This window comes from Salinispora goodfellowii (assembly GCF_059570675.1).
Window position 1 is genome coordinate 452,729 of sequence record NZ_JCANTD010000002.1, and the last position, 18,055, is coordinate 470,783.

19 protein-coding genes and 2 pseudogenes are annotated in these 18,055 nt (G+C 66.4%); 11 read left to right on the top strand and 10 right to left on the bottom strand.

From position 1 onward, the window contains the following. Nucleotides 1–15: 15 nt before the first annotated feature. From T398_RS04500 to T398_RS04520, 5 genes are all read left to right on the top strand, one after another. Complete coding sequence (locus tag T398_RS04500) at nt 16–981, top strand: FAD-dependent oxidoreductase (RefSeq protein WP_496444831.1); 966 nt, start codon at nt 16–18, stop codon at nt 979–981. A gap of 128 nt (nt 982–1,109) precedes the next feature. Then, nucleotides 1,110–1,706 (top strand): AfsR/SARP family transcriptional regulator, encoded by a 597-nt coding sequence (locus T398_RS04505; protein ID WP_496444833.1) that lies wholly within the window; start codon nt 1,110–1,112, stop codon nt 1,704–1,706. A gap of 369 nt (nt 1,707–2,075) precedes the next feature. After that, nucleotides 2,076–2,618 (top strand): hypothetical protein, encoded by a 543-nt coding sequence (locus T398_RS04510; protein WP_027650303.1) that lies wholly within the window; start codon nt 2,076–2,078, stop codon nt 2,616–2,618. Nucleotides 2,619–3,089: 471 nt separating this feature from the next. After that, complete coding sequence (locus tag T398_RS04515) at nt 3,090–5,522, top strand: hypothetical protein (RefSeq protein ID WP_486480827.1); 2,433 nt, start codon at nt 3,090–3,092, stop codon at nt 5,520–5,522. Further along, entirely contained in the window at nt 5,519–6,295 is a 777-nt protein-coding gene (locus T398_RS04520; protein ID WP_486480826.1) for an adenine nucleotide alpha hydrolase family protein, read from the top strand. The genes T398_RS04515 and T398_RS04520 overlap by 4 nt, the downstream gene beginning before the upstream one ends. A gap of 232 nt (nt 6,296–6,527) precedes the next feature. Here the strand turns inward: T398_RS04520 and T398_RS04525 are convergent, their stop codons facing one another. Then, nucleotides 6,528–6,782, bottom strand: coding sequence for a type II toxin-antitoxin system YoeB family toxin (locus tag T398_RS04525; RefSeq protein WP_496444836.1), 255 nt, complete (start codon nt 6,780–6,782; stop codon nt 6,528–6,530). 59 nt (nt 6,783–6,841) lie between these two features. After that, nucleotides 6,842–7,079 (bottom strand): annotated as a pseudogene (locus T398_RS04530) (type II toxin-antitoxin system Phd/YefM family antitoxin). Between the two features lie 550 nt (nt 7,080–7,629). Between T398_RS04530 and T398_RS04535 the strand changes: the two are divergent. From T398_RS04535 to T398_RS04555, 5 genes are all read left to right on the top strand, one after another. Continuing rightward, a complete protein-coding gene (locus tag T398_RS04535) occupies nt 7,630–7,800 on the top strand; it encodes a hypothetical protein (protein WP_496444838.1) in 171 nt (56 codons plus the stop codon). A gap of 71 nt (nt 7,801–7,871) precedes the next feature. Continuing rightward, nucleotides 7,872–8,858 carry an ABC transporter ATP-binding protein gene (locus tag T398_RS04540; RefSeq protein ID WP_496444840.1) on the top strand — a complete coding sequence of 329 codons (987 nt, stop codon included), beginning with the start codon at nt 7,872–7,874 and terminating at the stop codon, nt 8,856–8,858. Further along, entirely contained in the window at nt 8,855–9,685 is an 831-nt protein-coding gene (locus tag T398_RS04545; RefSeq protein ID WP_496444842.1) for an ABC transporter permease, read from the top strand. Before T398_RS04540 ends, T398_RS04545 begins: the two co-directional genes overlap by 4 nt. Before the next feature lie 32 nt (nt 9,686–9,717). Beyond that, nucleotides 9,718–10,872, top strand: coding sequence for a sensor histidine kinase (locus T398_RS04550; protein WP_496444844.1), 1,155 nt, complete (start codon nt 9,718–9,720; stop codon nt 10,870–10,872). Then, nucleotides 10,869–11,474 (top strand): response regulator transcription factor, encoded by a 606-nt coding sequence (locus T398_RS04555; protein ID WP_496444846.1) that lies wholly within the window; start codon nt 10,869–10,871, stop codon nt 11,472–11,474. Before T398_RS04550 ends, T398_RS04555 begins: the two co-directional genes overlap by 4 nt. Before the next feature lie 31 nt (nt 11,475–11,505). Here the strand turns inward: T398_RS04555 and T398_RS04560 are convergent, their stop codons facing one another. The 3 genes from T398_RS04560 to T398_RS04570 form a co-directional block, all read right to left on the bottom strand. Then, on the bottom strand, nt 11,506–11,928 hold the full coding sequence (locus tag T398_RS04560) for a hypothetical protein (RefSeq protein ID WP_496444848.1): 423 nt from the start codon (nt 11,926–11,928) through the stop codon (nt 11,506–11,508). 333 nt (nt 11,929–12,261) lie between these two features. After that, nucleotides 12,262–12,516: a Txe/YoeB family addiction module toxin gene (locus T398_RS04565; RefSeq protein ID WP_496444850.1), complete on the bottom strand. Its 255-nt coding sequence runs from the start codon at nt 12,514–12,516 to the stop codon at nt 12,262–12,264. Beyond that, on the bottom strand, nt 12,513–12,797 hold the full coding sequence (locus T398_RS04570) for a type II toxin-antitoxin system Phd/YefM family antitoxin (protein WP_496444852.1): 285 nt from the start codon (nt 12,795–12,797) through the stop codon (nt 12,513–12,515). Before T398_RS04570 ends, T398_RS04565 begins: the two co-directional genes overlap by 4 nt. 689 nt (nt 12,798–13,486) lie before the next feature. Between T398_RS04570 and T398_RS04575 the strand changes: the two genes are divergently transcribed. After that, nucleotides 13,487–14,077, top strand: a complete 591-nt coding sequence (locus tag T398_RS04575) for a hypothetical protein (protein WP_496444854.1) — start codon at nt 13,487–13,489, stop codon at nt 14,075–14,077. Nucleotides 14,078–14,191: 114 nt separating this feature from the next. Here the strand turns inward: T398_RS04575 and T398_RS04580 are convergent. From T398_RS04580 to T398_RS04600, 5 genes and pseudogenes are all read right to left on the bottom strand, one after another. Then, nucleotides 14,192–14,302: pseudogene (locus T398_RS04580) on the bottom strand (DUF4360 domain-containing protein); the annotation flags it as partial. Nucleotides 14,303–14,446: 144 nt separating this feature from the next. Continuing rightward, a complete protein-coding gene (locus tag T398_RS04585; RefSeq protein WP_496444949.1) occupies nt 14,447–15,208 on the bottom strand; it encodes an alpha/beta hydrolase family protein in 762 nt (253 codons plus the stop codon). A 256-nt stretch (nt 15,209–15,464) separates the two neighbouring features. Beyond that, complete coding sequence (locus T398_RS04590; protein ID WP_496444856.1) at nt 15,465–16,247, bottom strand: bestrophin-like domain; 783 nt, start codon at nt 16,245–16,247, stop codon at nt 15,465–15,467. A 548-nt stretch (nt 16,248–16,795) separates the two neighbouring features. Beyond that, the gene (locus T398_RS04595) at nt 16,796–16,999 is read right to left on the bottom strand and encodes a DUF397 domain-containing protein (protein ID WP_496444858.1); all 204 of its coding nucleotides are present in this window, start codon (nt 16,997–16,999) and stop codon (nt 16,796–16,798) included. After that, nucleotides 16,996–17,883: a helix-turn-helix domain-containing protein gene (locus T398_RS04600; protein ID WP_496444860.1), complete on the bottom strand. Its 888-nt coding sequence runs from the start codon at nt 17,881–17,883 to the stop codon at nt 16,996–16,998. Before T398_RS04600 ends, T398_RS04595 begins: the two co-directional genes overlap by 4 nt. Nucleotides 17,884–18,055 lie beyond the last annotated feature (172 nt).

Consider the following 18,055-nt stretch of genomic DNA (forward strand, 5'->3'; position numbering starts at 1 on the left):
CACTACGGTCAAACGATGACGAGCACCGATCTTGACGCTCTGGTCGTCGGCGCTGGCGTATCCGGCCTCACCACCGCCATCTGCCTCGCCGAAGCCGGGCTGCGGGTCCAGATCTGGGCAGCCGAGTCACCCGAGCGGACCACCTCGTACGCGGCCGGGGCGATGTGGGGTCCGTACCTCGTCGAACCTGTCGGCCGGGTACGGGTCTGGAGCGCCCAGACGCTTGACATCCTGCGGCACCTTGCGACCGACACGGTGACCGGCGTACGGCTCGTCTCCGGCATCGAGGCGTCCCGCAAGCCGGTCGAACCGCCGGAGTGGGGAAACGAGCTTGATGGATTCCGGATGTGTGAGCCGGACGAGTTGCCGGACGGCTTCGCCACCGGGTGGCGCTACACGGCTCCGCTGGTCGACATGCCGGTCTACCTTGGCTACCTGCGAGAGCGGCTCCGGAAAGCTGGCGGCGAGATCGCGATCCGCCGGGTCGACTCACTCGATGAGACCGTTGATGTCGCCCCAGTGGTCGTCAACTGCACCGGGATAGGCGCCCACGACCTCGTACCCGACCCCGACCTGGCCCCGATCCGCGGGCAGCTCGTCGTGGTCGAGAACCCGGGCATCACCGAGTTTTTCTCCGAAGACACCGGGCTCTCACCGGACCTGCTGCACTTCTATCCGCAGGGCGAGACACTGGTCCTCGGCGGCACCGCCCAACCCGACGCGTGGAACCCACGGCCCGATCCGGAGATCGCCGCGGCGATCGTCGCACGCTGTGCCGAGATCGAACCGCGCCTTTGTAGGGCCCGGGTCATCGAGCACCGAGTCGGCTTAAGGCCTACCCGACCATTCGTCCGCGTCGAAGAGCGCCGAATCGACGGCACCAAGGTGATCCACAACTACGGACATGGCGGAGCCGGCGTCACCCTCTCCTGGGGGTGTGCCCTGGAAGTTGCCTCCTCTCTGGTCAGGGTTTCTGGCTGATCTCATCGATGAACGACGCCGAACCCGGGAATTCACCCGGGACTGCCCCTGTAGTCGGCGCTGACCCACCAGATGGCCACCCGACGCACCGACCGGCCAAAGAGAATGCCGATGCCGGAGCGCACCGGGTGCGCATCCGTGTGCTCGGCCCACCGACCATCCTCGGGGTCCCCGCCGGCCAACACCTCCGCCCCCAGGCCCTGGAGTTCCTCGTCTACCTCATCGTCCAAGGAGGCACGGCCCACCAAAACGAGGTCCTCGACGACCTCCTACCCGAGCCACCGCACCGCCTGGCCATACAGCGGCTGCACACCTACACCTACAACCTGCGCCAGGTCTTTCGCTCAGTCGGCGGGAGCGCCGCATACCTGCAGCTAAAGCGACACCGCTACACCCTCAACCGCGACGCCTTCGACGTAGACCTGTGGACCATGCGCGACGCCGTCACCGCCGCGAAAAGGGTCTCCGAACCCGTAGCCAACACCGCCGCCCTTCACCACGCGGTCACCACCTACTGCGGACCCCTCGCCGCCGACACTGGATACCCGTGGCTCACACGACACCAGGAAGCTGTCGCGCGTGAGTTCGTGGCCGCAGCCGTCACCCTCACCGAAGCGCTCGCTGACCAAGCTGCCGAAGCCAGAGCCGTCCTCGAACTTGCAGTCCACCACCATCCGGACGATGAATACCTCGCCTCAGCCGCCGCGGCGATCCGCGATCGGTGAGGTGACCGGCCATCGCAGCATGTTGCTCCCGCAACCAGAAGCGCCTGCACTACCAAACCGGCTCCTGTCAGATCTCGCGAACACCTTGCTTCGGGGTTCTTGAAGGAACTATCCGAATAGCTGAGGTGGATAGCAGGGCAAACACTCCTAAATCGGATATTGCGTCGCGCCGGAGGCATCCTGCCCCATAGCTGTGCCGCCGGTCGGGGTCGGTGGGCGACGCCGACGGCCGACGGCCGGCCCGGCTATCGCATACCCGACACTCATCCATGTTGAAGCCCTAGAGCACGGAGGATCTCTGCTGGGAGGCTTCCACAAGCGCGTGGATTTGGGGACCGAGACCACGCTGAGTCAAACGGGGGGCGATCCATGGATGACCCGCTTGCTTTTCCGGTGCTGGCCGGCGCCGTCCTGACCCAAGGCTTCGGCTTTTTGTATGGTCAGCTCCAAGCACTGCTAGAGCGCAGACGCGCCCAGCGAGAAGGCCGTCAGACGCCGGTGGTGGAACAGGCTGAGAGCCCAGCTGTGTTGGCTGGCTGTCTGGCCCCGTTACAGGTGGATGATCGACTACTGGCCGAAAAGGTGGAGGAGTTGACTCTGCTTCAGAGCCTCCTCACTCAGTACGCCGGACGGGCCGATCTCGACGGACGCGATCCGCAGCTGCGTACGATGCTGGGTCGTCTCCGAGCAACGCTGGAGCGGATCTACGGCCAGCGTCTGACGTTTCAGGGCGAGGACCGTCCGGCCACCGGCGTACGGATTGATCAGCTGGCCGTCGACGTAGAGGGCGAGATGGTTGGTCTTGATGTCGGGTCGGCGGGCGAGCGGGCTCGAGCCCGGGTTTCGCAGACCGTCAAGACGGTGCACGAGAACGGCACAGTAGTCGGCGGTCGGTTCGGCACCCTCGGCTGAGCTATGCCGTCTCTGCTGCCTGCCAGAGCAGTAAGGGCCACAGTGGACTCGGTTTGAACACGACGATACTGGGAGATCGCTATGCAGCCCGACGAGGAACCACAGGCGCCCCCGACGGGCCGTTCGTCCTCTTGGCGATCCGTACTCCTCGGCGGTCGGCTCCAGCCGCAGCGAGCGAAGGACGAGGGGCTTCGCCCGGATGATGGTGGTGGGCCCGAAGCCGTCCAGACAGCGGACGTGGGAGGCGGCGACACCGAGCCGTTAGGGGGGCGAGCAAACGAGGCGTTGTACGGGGAGGTCTTCGTCCCTGCTTTGCCGGCCGACTCTGAAGCTGGACCGTCTGTCGCGGCCGGCAATCCTGCCGAGTCAGGGTGGGACGATAGCGCTGAAAGCGTTACAACAACCGACAGCGGTGCACCGAACCCTGTTTCGTGGTGGTCTGTGGAGCCGCCCACCACCCTCGCTGACTCTATGTCCACCACGACGTCGCTGCATTCGGTGCCTATGGATCAGTCACCTATCGGGTACGCCGAGGAGCCGGCTGCCGATACCGCACGTCGAGCAAATCAAGAGGGCCTCGGCGAGGTGGTGAGCCAGGAGGAACACAGGATCGCTGAAGATCACGAAAACTTTGCGGGCGTCGAGATCCCAGCCGACCGCGAAAATCTGACGGCCACCGAGGGTATCGATATTCCGCCTGCAGACTGGCCAGATCGGCCGGATATCGAATGGTTACGGCGGCTTGTAAGAGACGTTGACGTTGCCGTAGACGTCGAGAATAACAGTGGGACAGTCATTGGACTTCAGCTGACGGCAAAGTTTGAGCGGATGCTCGAGCGCCAGCAGTTGAACGAAGACCTGCTAGAGATGATCCGTTCGGTGTTTCAACCGCCGAAGGTTCGGGACGGATCTACCTCGAAGGAGTATGAGGACCTTCTGGGTGCTCTCATCGATCCGGGTTCCATCGTTATAATAGGTGGCCGACCCGGAGGTGGTCGTACGATCACCGGACTTGCTCTGCTGGCACACCTGAGGGCGGCGACCGGTGCGACCGTTAGCACTTTGGGTTACGGCGGCGCAAGAGAGTTCTCTGTGCGGCGAGTACCGCACGACAAGCGGTGCGGTTACCTGTTGGAGCTACCCACGGACGACGCGGAATTTGCGGTGTCTTCCGATTTCGGTCGGACGCTGCACGCAGTGCGCGACCTTCTCCGGCGCACGTCGTCCCATCTCGTTGTGATCACGACGGACGAGCAATGGGACCGGGTGGGACATGGTGCGCCGGTCCGTTCCGTGGAAGTGACTCCAGCAGCCGCCCGGGAAATTGCCGCAGCCTGGTTGCGTATCTGGGCGCCCGATGTGCCGGTCGACCGCTGGATCGAGCACCCTGACATCGCTGATCTGCTGGAGCGGGAAACGCCACGCGGTGCAATGGATCTCGTCGGCCTGATTGCCAGGGCCGCGCACACCGCCAAGGACAGACTGCCGGCACTTGAGGCAACGGTCGATGGCGAAAATCCTGCGCATCCGCTCGCCAACGACGAGAAGGAGTTCCATCGTCGGGTGTCGAGCGTTGTGGCCGCCCGGAAGAGTTGGCGCCGACAGTTGCTGGACTGGCACCGGAAGCCGGGACGGACGAGCTTTGAGCGCAATTTCTTGTTGACTGCAGCGACGCTGCGGGAAGCTCCGGTGGGTGAGGTATATGCTGCGGCCGTTGCCCTCGCGCAACAGTTCCACGACGAGGTTCCGCCGGCGGGCCAGCAGGGGCCCGGCATCATCCAGCTTGCCGATGCAGTTGAGGCTGACCTGTCCGGTGACGACGACCGCCTCGAATTTCCCAGGCCGGGATGGGACGACGCGGTCCTGCACTACTTCTGGATCGACCGGCCCCTGAGCCGCCAGCAGTTCCTCACTTGGATCGCCCATGCGCCTCTAACGGCGACGAGAGAAATTCAGAAACTTTCCCCTGGCGGGTCAACCGTGGACCGGGCTTCTCGGGCGGAGCGGATGGCCTCGTTCGCGCTGCGCTGGGCTGCCCGGCAGAGGCGCCCCGACTATCTGGAGAAGATTGTCACCACCTGGCACGGCCAAAATGATCTCTGGCCCGCCGCTGTCGACGCACTTACCCGGGCCTGCTTCGATCCACTGATCGGACGGGAGACACACAACCTCCTGCTCAACTGGTCCAAAGGTCAAGCCCCCGCTCTGCTGGAGGCTGTAACCGCCGTGTGCGCGGGTGACTTCGGGCGGGCGTATCCGGGCAAGGCCCTGGTGCGCCTCGGTCACGCTGCGGGGTCTCGTTACGAGAAGGTGACCGAGGTGGTCCGTACGGCGGTGCAGACGCTTTGGCGGGAGCAGTCGGTGAGCAACGCCCTGATGACCGAGATCCTGAAGTGGTGTAGCGCCAGCGACGAGGTACGTCGGGCTGGCGGCCGACGTGCGTTCACTGCCCTAGCCGAGCTTCGGAGCGAGGACGAAGTTGCGTTCCCGGCGCTGCTGGCGCCAGGCGTCGGTGCCGAAGACCCACTGATGACCGAGCCTGACGTCCACTCACGCCTATGGATCGCGGACGTGGCCCGCGGATGGCGATCGATCCTGGAGTCGTCGGCAGCCCGGACGGAGGCGGTAGCGGCCGGCCGGCTCTGGTTTGACGCCTGTCTGGTCCGCCCAGAAGCAAGGAGCACGATCTTCCACGTCTTCCGTCTGGCAGTCGCTGAGCCGGGCGAAGACGGCGCCGGGCTTCAACACCAGCTCCTCGACCTGCTATATGAATGGCAGCCAGTCGACGATCAGACTACCGACCGCGTTGCCCTTCGGCGCGCCCTTACCGACCTACTGCTGCACGATCGCTCCCGTGCGCTGCTACCGTATGTTCCCCAGTCCGCCCAGGAGGGGCGAGAATGACGTGGTTCAAGCTGAGGAAAGCTGGCCCCCAGCCCGAGCCGCCAGCCGTTTGGACCTATCAGTTCCACGACTACCTGCCCAGTCGCGACGACCAATTAGCGTTCCTTGCGCAGTTTCGTCTCGACTGGTCGGTCGAGGATCCGGCCCGGGCTTCTGGAGTATCTGATCTCCTAGCCGCCCGGCATGTACGTCGCATCGTCCAGCAGGCCGCCGCCCATGCCAGCGTGCTAAGAATGTCGGCAGCAGAGCAGGACATTAACTTCGCCCTTGCCGCCAGTCTGCCCTGCTCGACAGACGGTGTATGCGTGCTTCGTGCCCAGGCAAGGTTGCAGGTAGACGAGGAGACCCTAGAAGCGGCACACCGCCTTAAGCGGGAACGCCAAGGCCAAGTCCACGATGCGCTGCAGCAAGAGCGGCTACGCGCTCGTATGGGTTTCATGCGTGCGGAGGCGCTCCGCGATCCCGCCGCGGCCCGGCTCTATTGGCTTCTTGAGCATCCAAACCACCCAGATCCGTTGGGGCAGGCGAAGGCGCTGGAAGAGCTCGTACAGCAAGTGGGTCTGTGGAGCAACGAGGATCGGTGGGTCACGATTGCTCAACTGCTTCACCGATTCATCGAGCGGCTACCTGAGAGTCGGCGCGATCGACTAGTCGACCAGTTGGGCAAGGTGTTCGTCGAGTACGGCCACAGCGACCTTGCCGGGAAGCTGCCCCAACCTCCGGCTGCACCGTCCCCGGCCTTAACCGTCACAGACGACCACCCCACTCCATGACTGAGTAGAACAGCACGTTCAGATTGCGTGGGCGAACTTCCAGAGCGACCGACAACCGCCTGCTTCCGCCGGGCCCACCTTACGGCGTCGCTACGTCACGGGTTCGGCGGAGCAGCTAAGCGAGCAGTCAAGCCAGCGAGGCGCGAGCCTTCGATCCCGGACTCGGACACCGCGTCCGGCGCAAGGCCGGGTAGTGGATCAGCGCCGGTGATTACCACTCCTAACGCGCAGATCAGCGGCCCACGAGAATGTGGTCGGTGGCGTACAGCTCGCGGGAGCCGTCGGCGTGGTCCTTTATACTATTCGAAGTGGTAGCGGCACGGCGCGATCTGCACTGTGTCGTCTGTGATCCGGTACGCGAGGCGGTGTTCCTGGTCGATGTCGACCAGAATCCGGCCCAGTTTCCGCGGAGTTGCTCCGGTTTGCCGATGCCTTGGTGGCCGTTGCGTCGGATGTCCTGGATCAGGGCGTTCACTCGTTTGAGCATCTGGCGATCTCGTTGCCAGGTCAGATAGTCTTCCCAGCCTCGGCCGGCGAACTGGACTTTCACGCTGCCGGTGCCTCGCCTGAGCTGGGGTCGGGGTCGGTCAGGTCGTGCGTCCCCGCCGTCGTTACGTAGCTCTTCGACGGCTTCATTTTGGCGGCGCGCGTTGGCGGGGCTGGCCATCAGGTAGGCCGTCTCCTTCAGCGACTCGTACTCGCGCAGTGAGATGATGACCGCGGCCTCCCGGCCGTGGCGAGTGACCACCACTTCCTCGGCGTCGTCCACGACACGGTCGAGCATGTACAAGCCTGCCCGTGCTGCTCGTCAGATGCTCCGATGTCTGACTTTGAACTGTTGATTAGGCTCAGGAGCGGCGTGGGCGTAGTGGGAGCGGATCGCCGGTGATCGTGGCGAAGTGGTTCGCATGGTGGTACCTCCGGCCCACCATCTTCCACCGCAGGTGGAAGGGTGGAATTCCTCGGCATAGGCCGATCTACCGTGATCATTGTGCACGCAGCTGTGCTCACAATGATCCGTTACGCTGACTCCCATGGCGCTCGGCTGTGAGCACGGGAGGAAAGATGGCGGTCCGCGATTCAGGTGTGGGGCTAGTTCCTGACGCCCTGCCGTACCCAAGGCGAAGCACCTCGGCGGTCCGACGCTCATCAACGATGAGTGGGGCCGCAGCGAGGTCAGACTTCCGTCTGTCTCTCCGGAACGCCTCTGCACGCCGCTTCTTCTGCGGTGCCTGCATGGGACAGCCTGCTCAGCCGTAGCGCTCCCGATAGCCCTGGCCGCTCACGATGAGCGCGGTGAGATCACCGTGCTCCGGACGCGCCGCCCTGGACGGGTGCACCGTGGACCTGCACGACTGAAGGCGCTGGTCGACCGCTTCCGGGTGGACACCACCGGGCACGACCTGCGGGTGAGGCCGTTGCTCACCCTCCGCCCGGCGGGGCCCGCGCTGGCCCGGCTGACGGCCCGCGTACCGGAGGACCTGCCCACCGCGCAATCGGTGTGACCGCCGGTTCCACCACCGGCAGGGGGCGTGCGGAACGCACGGTTGACCGATGCGGACGACACGGTTAGGCCATGACATCGCGGGGATTGGAACTGCCGCCGCTCACCGGCAGCCTGGGAACCATGGGTGACGTCGTGATTGAGGTTGACGGGCTGCGCCGCAGCTACGGTGATTTCGAGGCCGTCCGGGGCGTGTCGCTCCGGATCCCCCGGGGCGAGTTGTTCGCCCTCCTCGGCACCAATGGCGCAGGCAAGACCACCACCATCGAGGTGCTGGAGGGGCTGCAACCGGCCTCCTCTGGCCGGGTCCGGGTGCTCGGGCTGGACCCGATCAAGGACCGGGCCGCGCTACGCCCCCGGACCGGAGTGATGCTCCAGCACGGCGGGTTCACCGGCTCGCTCACCGTACGGGAGACGGTGGAGATCTGGCGGTCGCTCACCGTCCGGCCGCACACGACCCACGAGGTGCTGGAACTGGTTGAGCTGACCGACCGGTTGAACGTGGCGGTCGAGCAACTCTCCGGGGGCGAGGGCCGGCGGCTGGAACTGGCGCTGGCCGTACTCGGCCGGCCGGAACTGCTCTTCCTTGACGAGCCCACCACCGGCATGGACCCGGCTTCCCGACGCCGCACCTGGGACGTCGTCCGGGAACTCCAGCGGAACGGGACCACCGTCCTGCTCACCACGCACTACCTGGAGGAGGCGGAGGTGCTCGCCGACCGGGTGGCGATCATGCGGGCCGGGCACCTCGTGGCCACCGGGGCACCGGAGGACGTGGTCCGCACCCTGCCCGCCCGGATCAGCTTCCGGCTGGAGTCGCCAGCGGACCGGCTTCCCGACCTGCCGAACGCCACCCGCGCCGTCGAGGGCGACCGGGTGACGTACGCGTCCCGTCAGCTCCAGAGCGACCTGACCCAGCTGCTCGACTGGGCCAACGCCAGCGGCGTGCGGCTGGCCGCGCTCTCGGCGCGACCGGCCACCCTCGAGGACGTCTTCCTGGACATCGCCGCCCACCAGGACCTGACCGACCAGCGACCGGAGCCGGAGGCCGCCCGATGAGCGAGACGATGACCACGCAGAACCGCCCCGCCGCGTCCGGCGACCGGGCGACCCGGCCGTTCTGGCAGATGGTCGCGCTGCTGAAGATGGAGCTGACGGCGCTACGTCGCAACTGGACGGCCACCGCGCTGTCCGTGGTGACCCCGCTGGTGATCGCTGTCCTGCTCACCAGCGGCTACGGCGGTGAGGCGGTGTCCGGTGTACGCCGGGTGGTCAGCGTCACCAGTCTGCTCGTGGTCTTCGTGGTGCACCACCACCTGACCACCGTGTACGCCTCCCGCCGCCAGGAACTGGTGCTCAAGCGGCTGCGCGCCGGCCTCCCCTCGGACCGCACCATCCTGCTCGGCACCGCCAGCAGCACGGTGCTCACCTTCCTTCTCCAGGCCGTCATCCTGGTCCTGTACGCGCTCTGGGTGCTCGGCCTGCCGGTGCCGAAGAACCCACTGGTCATGCTGGTGTCGTTAGTGGTCGGTGCCGCCGTCATGGCGGCGTTCTCCGCGGTGCTCTCCGCGGTGACCCGCAGTTCCGAGGCGGCCATGCTGACCACGCTGCCGTCCATGGTGATCTTCCTGGCCACGCCGGGTGCGCTGCTGCCGCTCGATGCGCTGCCGGAATCACTGGAGCGGGTGCTGTGGTTCCTGCCCACCGGGCCGTTCACCGAGCTGCTCCGGATCGGCTGGCTCGGCCGAACCGACGAGGGCCGGACGCTGAGCCTCGCCGAGACCTTCACCGCGTCGTTGCCGTCCCTTGGGGTGCTGCTGGCCTGGCTGGTGGTGTCGCTACTGATGGCTCGCCGGCACTTCCGGTGGGAACCCCGGCACGGATGATCGGGGCCGGTACACCGAATAGCATCGGAACCGTGCAGACGGAACAGGCGCCGGTCGAGCGGGAGCTCGGCCTGCGCCGGCCGCGGATCGTCACGTTGAGCACGGTCGGCAGCGGAATGCTGGCGATGCTGCTGCTGTCTGCCGTGGGGTTGTGGCGGGAGCCGGAGCCCTGGTGGACGGTGTCCGGCACGGTCGGCATCGTCGCGTTCTTCGCCGCGCAGGGTGGCGCGCTGTACGGGGCGATCACCCCCTGGCTGGCCGAGTCGACGCGGCGCCGCCTGCTCACCGCGTTTGTCGTGACCGCCGTGCTCTCCGTGCCGCTGGTCGGTCCGGTGGGCCAGCCGGAGTGGGCCACCTGGGCCTTCCTCGGCGCGTCGATGATCGGCTCGGTCTCCCTGCTGCGGCGCTGGAAGGCCGCCGCCCCGGCGGTGCTGCTCACCGTGGCCGCGGCTGCCGGGGTGGCCGCCTGGAGCGGTGCCCCGGTCCGCGGACAGGTCACCATCGTGGTGGCCGTCGGGATCTCCGTCGCCGCGTGGAACGCCCTCCAGCTCTGGCTGTGGGGGCTGCTGGTCGAGGCGCAGCGGGGACGGGTCGCCCAGGGCCGGCTCGCCGCCACCGAGGAGCGGCTGCGGTTCGCCCGGGACGTGCACGACCTGCTCGGGCACAGCTTCTCCGTCATCGCGCTCAAGGCCGAGCTGGCCTCCCGGCTGGCACTCACCGACGGCGGGCGGGCCAGCCGAGAGGCGGCCGAGGTGCAGCGACTCGCCGCATCGGCGCTGGTCGAGCTGCGCGAGGTGGTACACGGCTACCGTGCGGTGGACCTCGGCGACCAGGTCGCCGCCGTGGAGCAGGTGCTGCGTTCCTCCGGTATCCGCTGCGCCGTGGCGCTGCCCCCCGACGAGGTGCCGCCGGAGATCGCCCGGCAGCTCGTCGCGGTGCTGCGCGAGGCCAGTACCAACGTGGTGCGGCACAGCCGGGCCGCCTGGTGCGCCATCGAGATCAGCCAGGACGAGGATGAGGTACGGATGACCATGAGCAACGACGGCGCCTCGGGGAAGGCCCCGGACCGGCACAGCTTCGGGCTGCGGGGGCTGTCCGAGCGGCTGGCCGAGGCCGGCGGGACGCTGCGCCACCGCCTCGACGGCGACGTGTTCCGCCTCGACGTGCAGGTACGGGCACCCCTGTGATCAGGGTGCTGCTCGCCGACGACGAGGACATGATCCGCGCGGCGCTGGCTGCCCTGCTCGGGTTGGAGACCGACCTGGAGGTGGTGACCGAGGCGTCCGACGGACGCGCCGCGGTGCACGCCGCCCTCGCCCACCGGCCGGACGTGGCCGTGGTGGACCTCCAGATGCCGGCCCTGGACGGGCTCGAGGTGACCACCGAACTCGCCCGCGTTCTGCCCGACTGCAAGGTGGTGATCCTGACCGGGCATGGCCGGCCACCGCACCTGCAACGGGCGTTGGCCGCCGGGGCCAAGGGCTTCCTGCCCAAGGGTGCACCGGGCGGAACGCTCGCCGACGTCATCCGCCGCGTGCACGCTGGCGGCCGGTACGTCGACCCGGCGCTGGCCGCGGACGCCCTCACCGCGCCGGAGTGCCCGCTCACCGCACGGGAACTGGACGTGCTCCGGCTGGCTGAGCACGATACCCCGGTGGCCGAGGTGGCCCGGCGTACGCATCTCTCCACCGGCACGGTCCGCAACCACCTGTCGGCCGCGGTGACCAAGCTCGGGGTGGCGAACCGGGCGGAGGCCTTCCGCACCGCCCGGAACAACGGCTGGCTCTGACGTCGCCGCCGCCGGTCGTAGCTACCTGGCGTTACTCGTTGGCAGGGTCCTCGCCGACGATAGGCATGTAGCAGCCGCTTGCCACGACCAATGCGATGCCGTCTCGGTTCGTGTTGGTAGCAAGGCTCATCGTGACCGCTGTTTCGGGATCACGCATTGAGACGTTGCCGCCGGTGCCGTCGTCAAACGTGCGGTCTCTGGTGACCTCGTAGCCTTGCTGCCGCCATATGTCTCGTATGCGGTGCAGTGTGGTGATTTGATCTGCTGGGGCGACTGGCATTCTGGCGAAGCCACTTAATTTCCAGCGGCCGTCGTCGGCGATTTCGCCGCCTTGTCCTACGCAGGGTGAGGTGTTGGTTCGCCAGTTGTCCAAGGGGGCGCCCACGGTGGTAGCGACGGCCTGAGCACGAGACTCGGTGAGAGCTTTCACCTCGGCAACAGCCTTGGTCTGCAACGGGTCGTCCTTTCGTGGTGAGGCATCGAGGCCGCTGCCGGTGCCGGTGCAGGAAGTGCCAGATTGACGGGGCAGATCGGTAAGTAGCGGGGAAACAGAGGGAGTCTCGTGCCCTTCAAGGTGGTCCGGGTCGTGCTGGGAGCAGCATAGAGGCGAGCCGTAACCAGGATGGCCCTACCCCGGCTCCAGCAGGTCCGTACACTCCGCCGTGGGAAGCGAAACCAGAACGCCGCCGACCTGCTTCCCGAGCTTGAGAACGCGCCCGCGCGTCAACCGGCCTGACACTACGGTCAAAACGATGATGCGCATCGGCGGAGGGCTCGGTCCTCTACCTCATTCGTGGTGGTAGCGGCACTGCGCGATCTGCACTGTGTCGTCCGTGATTCGGTATACGAGGCGGTGCTCCTGGTCGATGCGTCTCGACCAGAATTCCGCCCAGTTTCCGCGGAGCTGCTCCGGTTTGCCGATGCCGTGGTGGCCATTGCGTCGGATGTCCTCGATCAAGGCGTTTACTCGTCTGAGCATCTGGCGATCTCGTTGCCAGGTCAGATAGTCTTCCCAGCCTTGGCCGGCGAACTGGACCTTCACGCTGCCGGTGCCTCGCCTGAACTGGCGTCGGGGTCGATCAGGTCGTGCGTCTCCCCACCTCCGTTACGTAGCTCTTCGACGGCCGCATTCAGACGGCGCGCGTTGGCGGGGCTGGCCATCAGGTAGGCCGTCTCCTTCAACGACTCGTACTCGCGCAGCGAGATGATGACCGCGGCCTCCCGGCCGGAGCGGGTGACCACCACCTCCTCGGCGTCGTCCACGACATGGTCGAGCATCTTGGCCAGGTTCTGCCGGACTTCTGAGTAGGGAACGGTGCGCATGCTGCTGCCTCCCAACGCTACGTACAATAAATTGTACAAGCTTGCCCGGGAGTTGCTCGTCGGATGGCCCCGACGTCTGGCCTTGAACTGTCGATCAGGCTCAGGGGCCGGCGCGGGCGTAGCGGGAGCGGATCACCGGCGATCGTGGCGGTGTGGTTCGCATGGGTGGCACCTCCGGCCCACCCAAGCAATAAGCCCTGGTGGGAGAGGCAATCTCTCGCCAGGGCCTTTGTCATTTCTGGTCTAATCAGCCCGGCGTGTGCCAGATGACGCGTTGGTCTTGCCTTCAACTTCCTCGGTCTGGCTCGGTGCCGACCAATCCGATCGATCTCCTAGGTGAGGTCAGCTCTGGGGAGGTACGTCACTGGTGTCAGGTTGACGCCCGTGTGGGGTGTGGTCGGGGGCACGGTGGTGGTGGAATCTCGGCGGGCGTGGGGGCGTTACACCCTGCGTACGGCCGTGGAGGTGCCCCGCTCGGGCGGGTGCCGCCGGGTGCGGGTCGCCGGGAATGCTGGTGGCCGGCCGGTCGTTACATCTGGACCCGGCACCGTGCAGGCCCCCTGTGAAGCCCGCGGTCGCCGAGGATCTTCTTCCCTGTTCTTTGAGCGCCGGACGGTGCTTGCACCCTGCCGCCTGACCCCCCTTTCGGGCGTGTGTGTGGGTGTCGACCCCCGAATGGAGCAACCCTGATGAACACGATTCTGCGTCGTAGTGTCCTTGGTGTCGCTGGTCTGGCCGTGTCCACCGGTGTCATCGCCGGCCCCCTGGCCACCCTGACCGACACCACCCCCGCCCCGGCCTCGGCCGCCGCCGCGGCGGTGCAGGCGGACAAGCCGGATATGGGCACGCTGATCCCGCACGGCACCCAGGGTGAGCAGTCGCGTATCACCCTCGGCGACGAGCAGACCGCCAACGTGAAGGCCATCATCGAGGCCACCAAGGCCGCCGGCATGGACGAGCGGGCCGCCGTGGTCGCCATCGGCACCAGCCTGCAGGAGTCGAAGCTGGAAAACCTCGGTCACCTGGGTGACCGTAACGACCACGACTCGCAGGGCCTGTTCCAGCAGCGCCCCTCCAGTGGTTGGGGAACGGTGGAGCAGATCACCGACCCCGCCTACTCCACCACCGCCTTCCTGGACGGATTGAAGCAGGTCAAGGGCTGGCAGGACCTGCCGTTGACCGAGGCCGCGCAGAAGGTGCAGGTGTCGGCGTACCCGTTCCACTACGCCCAGTGGGAAACCCAGGCCGCCGACCTCGTCGCCGAGCACTGGACCAGCTGACCCCACGCGTGGAGGCGAGGGAGCACGTCGGTTCTACGAAAGGTCGGTGGCGGCCGTTGGCTTGAGCCCATCGGCTGAGCGTTAGTGACGCTCAGCCGGTGGGCTCTTCCTGTCTTACGGGCAGGTCCTCCAAGCCAAGTTGTAGGTGGTGGAGATGGCGCCGTCGGTCGAGTCCATCGTCATGAAACTCGTGGTGGTGCTGGTGTCCGAGGTGCCGGCGAGCGCAGGTATGCCCCGGCCAGTGCGGGCTGGCTGGCGGGGCCCGTGGTCGTTCGGTCGACCATGACCATGACGCTGTACCCGTTGGCGGCAAGTCCCACCAGGTTCCGGCCGCGATCAGGCTGTTCGGTTGCAGACGCATGGCTCGGCCTACGCGGTCAACTGCTCGCGGAAGAAGGCGACGGCCGCGCTGGCGAGGCGGGTGCGGACCCGCTCCGCGCCCGGCATGTCCCGCACGAACACGTAGTGGCCGGCCGACGGGTCGGCGCAGTGCGCGGTGGCACCAGGAATCAGGGAAGCGTAGTGCAGCGCGTTGTCCTCGGCCGGGGTCTGGTCGTCCTCGCCGGTCCACCAGATCGACACGGGTGTCGTGATGCCCCGCAGGCTGATGGCGGTGAGTAGTTGGCCCTGCGCCGGGCAGATGAGAAGACCCGCGGTCACTCGGCGGTCGGAGTAGTCGTCGCCGGACTCGGTGACCCATGCGGCGATGTCATCGGCACCGATCCGGTCGGACAGTTCGTCGATCAGTGTCGGATACTCCGGCGGTGACGGCACCGTCACCCGTCTGGTGGCGACAGCGCCGAACACGTCGGCGTCGATTCGTGCGCCAAGCAGCGCGGCGGCGGTGTAGCCGCCGAGCGAGAAGCCGGCGACGCCAACGGGACCACCGTCGGCGAGGTGGTCCAGCACCACCGAAAGATCCTGGGGGCGGTCCCACCAACGCGCGAAGGCTTCGGCATGGTAGCCGCCACAATGGCTATTGCCGTGATGGTCGACGCCGATCACCCGCAGGCCAGCAGCGGCCAGCGGCTCGGCCAGCCAGGACAGATCGAGGGCGCAACCGCCGGTGCCGTGCGAGAGCAGCACGGTGCCACTGGTCGTCGCGGTGCCCGGCGGCCACACGTAGGTCACGATCGGACGCGGACCGCCCGTACCCCAGGCTTCACGGCGGGGATCTGTCAGCACGCGGACGTCCGGTGAGGTCATGCCGCAACCATGACAGGGGTCCGCCAACGCCTGGCTCCGTCGTTGTCAATGTCCACCATGGCGATGGGCTTCCACCGAGCGCTATGGGCGGCCACGCACCATGGAAGGCCAACCGACGCGAGGGCACCGGGCAAAACTGCGGCGCCGCCGCTGGGGCAGCGCCGCAGCGACCTCATCGGAATCAGTCGAAAGTCTTGGCGACCCTTGTGTAAGGATCGGCAGACACGCTCATCGATCCTCGGAAGGGGTCGTCCACTCGCTCGACAACGAAAATCAGCAGGGAAATCATGGCCGCGGTGGCGGAGACCACTACCAGGGAGGCGTGCCGGGTCCGGGTCGGGATGAGGCAGGACAGGAAGATGATGAACACACCGCCGACCAGGAGCGTGAACCAGAGCGTCGGGGGGAGCGCAGCGGTGCTGAAGGTGCTTCGGATCTGGCGGGATTTGCTCCAACCCTCGAACTCCGACTGGGCGAGGCCACTCAACTCCTGCTCCTTGTCAGAATTCGGCGTGAAATTCAGAAGGGCGCGCCAGATCCGCTCCTCGAGTTCGCGGTCTCCGTCCACCTCGTCGCCGCGTTGGTAGGTCGGCCACGCCTCGTTGACCATGTAGTCGACATACTCGTTCAACAGGCCCTGCAACTCGCCTCGGGTGGGCTCCGGGTACTCGGACACCACGTTGTGTAGCGCCTTCAGGTCCGCCGCCTCCGTTGCGACCGCCGCACCAGCCTGCGAGTACGTCCCGTACACGGTCAGGGCGGTCAGGACGAGCAGGAGCGCGTAGAGGGTGCCGGTGACCGAGGTCGTGTGGGTGATGAGATCCAGCCACTTGGGCTCTGTCCCGGACAGTTGTTTAGCTCGTCCGCGCAGTAGCCAAATTCCCAGAATTCCAATTATAAGAAATACTATCAAGAATATGAGAAAAATGAGCCAGCCCGGCGCAAGATGGTTCCAGCTCCACATGTGGTCACTCCCTGTCGCGGAGACAAAATCCTGGAAGGGCTGCTAATACCCTCGGCCACTACAACGCATGGTGACCGGCTTCCGATAAACCACCCCGGCGGATGGGTGGGGAAGGCGATCGACCACCGCCCGCCGTACGGCGAGCGTAGGAGTGACTTTTCCCGAAGGCAAGGAACTGGCCGTTTCCCGCTTGGCCGCGCGAGTCGGGAAGGAGGTAACCCGGTTGATCGGCAGTCCGACCCGCGCCGGATCGACCAGGCACACCCGCCGAGCCGGTTCGCGCAGCGGTACGGCTTCCGCCCGAAGCCGGCGTACGTTCGGCTCCGGGCGCTGAGCGAAGGCCCCGACGCCAGGGCCGTACCGGGAGATGACGGTACAGGTGGAGGAACTGGCGGCGACCCCGGTCGAGGCAGGCATCCCGGGTCATCGAGGGTGGAAGCGAGATCACCTATCTGGCGCTGTCGCCGGTAGACGATGCCGTCGCGGCCCTCGGTGACGGCGACGCGTTGTCTGGGCTGACCCCGCTGAACTGCTTGAACAGCGGCTAGCTACCGCTCTGGGAACCCATCCTTCGCCTCCGCCAGGAAGCTTGTCCAGGCGTCGTGGCCGAAGACGAGGGCCGGACCGCTCGGGTCCTTGCTGTCCCGGCACGCCACCGCCCCGCCGAGCGCAGCAACTTCGACACACTGGCCATTGGCGCTGGAACGGCTGCTCTTTTTCCAGCTTGCGTCGTTGAGGTTCCGGCGGATCACCCCGCACCACCTTTCTCTTTGATCTTGTGGATCTGGGCCTCTATCGCCTTGATCGAGCTGGCTGGGTCGCGTGCGGTGGCTTGCAGGTGCTCGAAGGTGGTGGTGAAGCGACGAACATCGGCTTCGCGTTCGAGGAACAGGTCGCCGGCCATGCTGTCGATGTACACCAGGGCAGGGTCGGCTGGGTCAGGAAAGCCCATGATTACGAACGATCCAGGCATTCCAGCGTGAGCACCGCTGGCGAACGGGATGACCTGGAGGGTGACGTGCGGCTGGGTTGCCGCTTCTGCCAAGACTGCCAGTTGTTCGGCGGTGACCTTGGTGCTGCCTACCTGACGGTGTAGCACCGCCTCGTCAAGAATCGTCCAGAGTCGGATCGGGTCCTTCTTGTGTAGCGACTCCTGGCGCCGGGTCCGTGCCTCTACCCGGGCGCGGATATCGCCTTCGGTTGCCAGCGGCAGACCGGCCTTGATGACCGCGCGGGCGTAGTCCTCGGTCTGGAGCAGGCCCGGGACGAACAGTGACTCGTAGTTGTGGACCGAGCGAGCTTCAGCTTCGAAGCTGATGTAGGTGGTGTACAGCTCGGGCAACTCCGACTCGTACGTCTGGAGCCAGCCCAGCTGGGTGGCCTGCCGGGACAGGGCGATGAGCTCACTGCGCTGGTCCTCGTCGGTGATGCCGTACGTGTCGAGCATCGCCATCAGGGTGCGCCGCTGCGGGCGGACCCTGGCCGTCTCGATGCGGTAGAGGGTGGCGGGGTTGATGCTGGTCTGTTCGCTGACCTCTTCGCGAGTGAGGTCGGCTTCGGTGCGGAGTCGGCGTAGTTCTGCCGCGAGCCGCCGGAGACGCACGGTGGGTGGCTGCCGTCGAGCTGACAACTCCATGTCCCTTCACTCCTGTCGTAGTAAGAGTGTGCCGGTGATGCGCATGCAATGTCCACCCGTGCCCAGTAGGTGACCTAAATGCGCAAGCAAGCCTTGCATTCCTGCTGTGACGTAGGCAATATATGCATCAGCATCTCAGGCTGAAGCGGTCAACGGAAGCCCGCGAATCGGC

Coding starts and splice junctions, on each gene's coding strand:
- T398_RS04500 (WP_496444831.1), top strand. CDS start 16: ATGACGAGCACCGATCTTGACGCTCTGGTCGTCGGCGCTGGCGTATCC.
- T398_RS04510 (WP_027650303.1), top strand. CDS start 2,076: ATGGATGACCCGCTTGCTTTTCCGGTGCTGGCCGGCGCCGTCCTGACC.
- T398_RS04525 (WP_496444836.1), bottom strand. CDS start 6,782: ATGCTCAAACGAGTGAACGCCCTGATCCAGGACATCCGACGCAACGGC.
- T398_RS04600 (WP_496444860.1), bottom strand. CDS start 17,883: ATGGAGTTGTCAGCTCGACGGCAGCCACCCACCGTGCGTCTCCGGCGG.
- T398_RS04515 (WP_486480827.1), top strand. CDS start 3,090: ATGTCCACCACGACGTCGCTGCATTCGGTGCCTATGGATCAGTCACCT.
- T398_RS04590 (WP_496444856.1), bottom strand. CDS start 16,247: ATGTGGAGCTGGAACCATCTTGCGCCGGGCTGGCTCATTTTTCTCATA.
- T398_RS04540 (WP_496444840.1), top strand. CDS start 7,872: ATGACATCGCGGGGATTGGAACTGCCGCCGCTCACCGGCAGCCTGGGA.
- T398_RS04545 (WP_496444842.1), top strand. CDS start 8,855: ATGAGCGAGACGATGACCACGCAGAACCGCCCCGCCGCGTCCGGCGAC.
- T398_RS04575 (WP_496444854.1), top strand. CDS start 13,487: ATGAACACGATTCTGCGTCGTAGTGTCCTTGGTGTCGCTGGTCTGGCC.
- T398_RS04520 (WP_486480826.1), top strand. CDS start 5,519: ATGACGTGGTTCAAGCTGAGGAAAGCTGGCCCCCAGCCCGAGCCGCCA.
- T398_RS04570 (WP_496444852.1), bottom strand. CDS start 12,797: ATGCGCACCGTTCCCTACTCAGAAGTCCGGCAGAACCTGGCCAAGATG.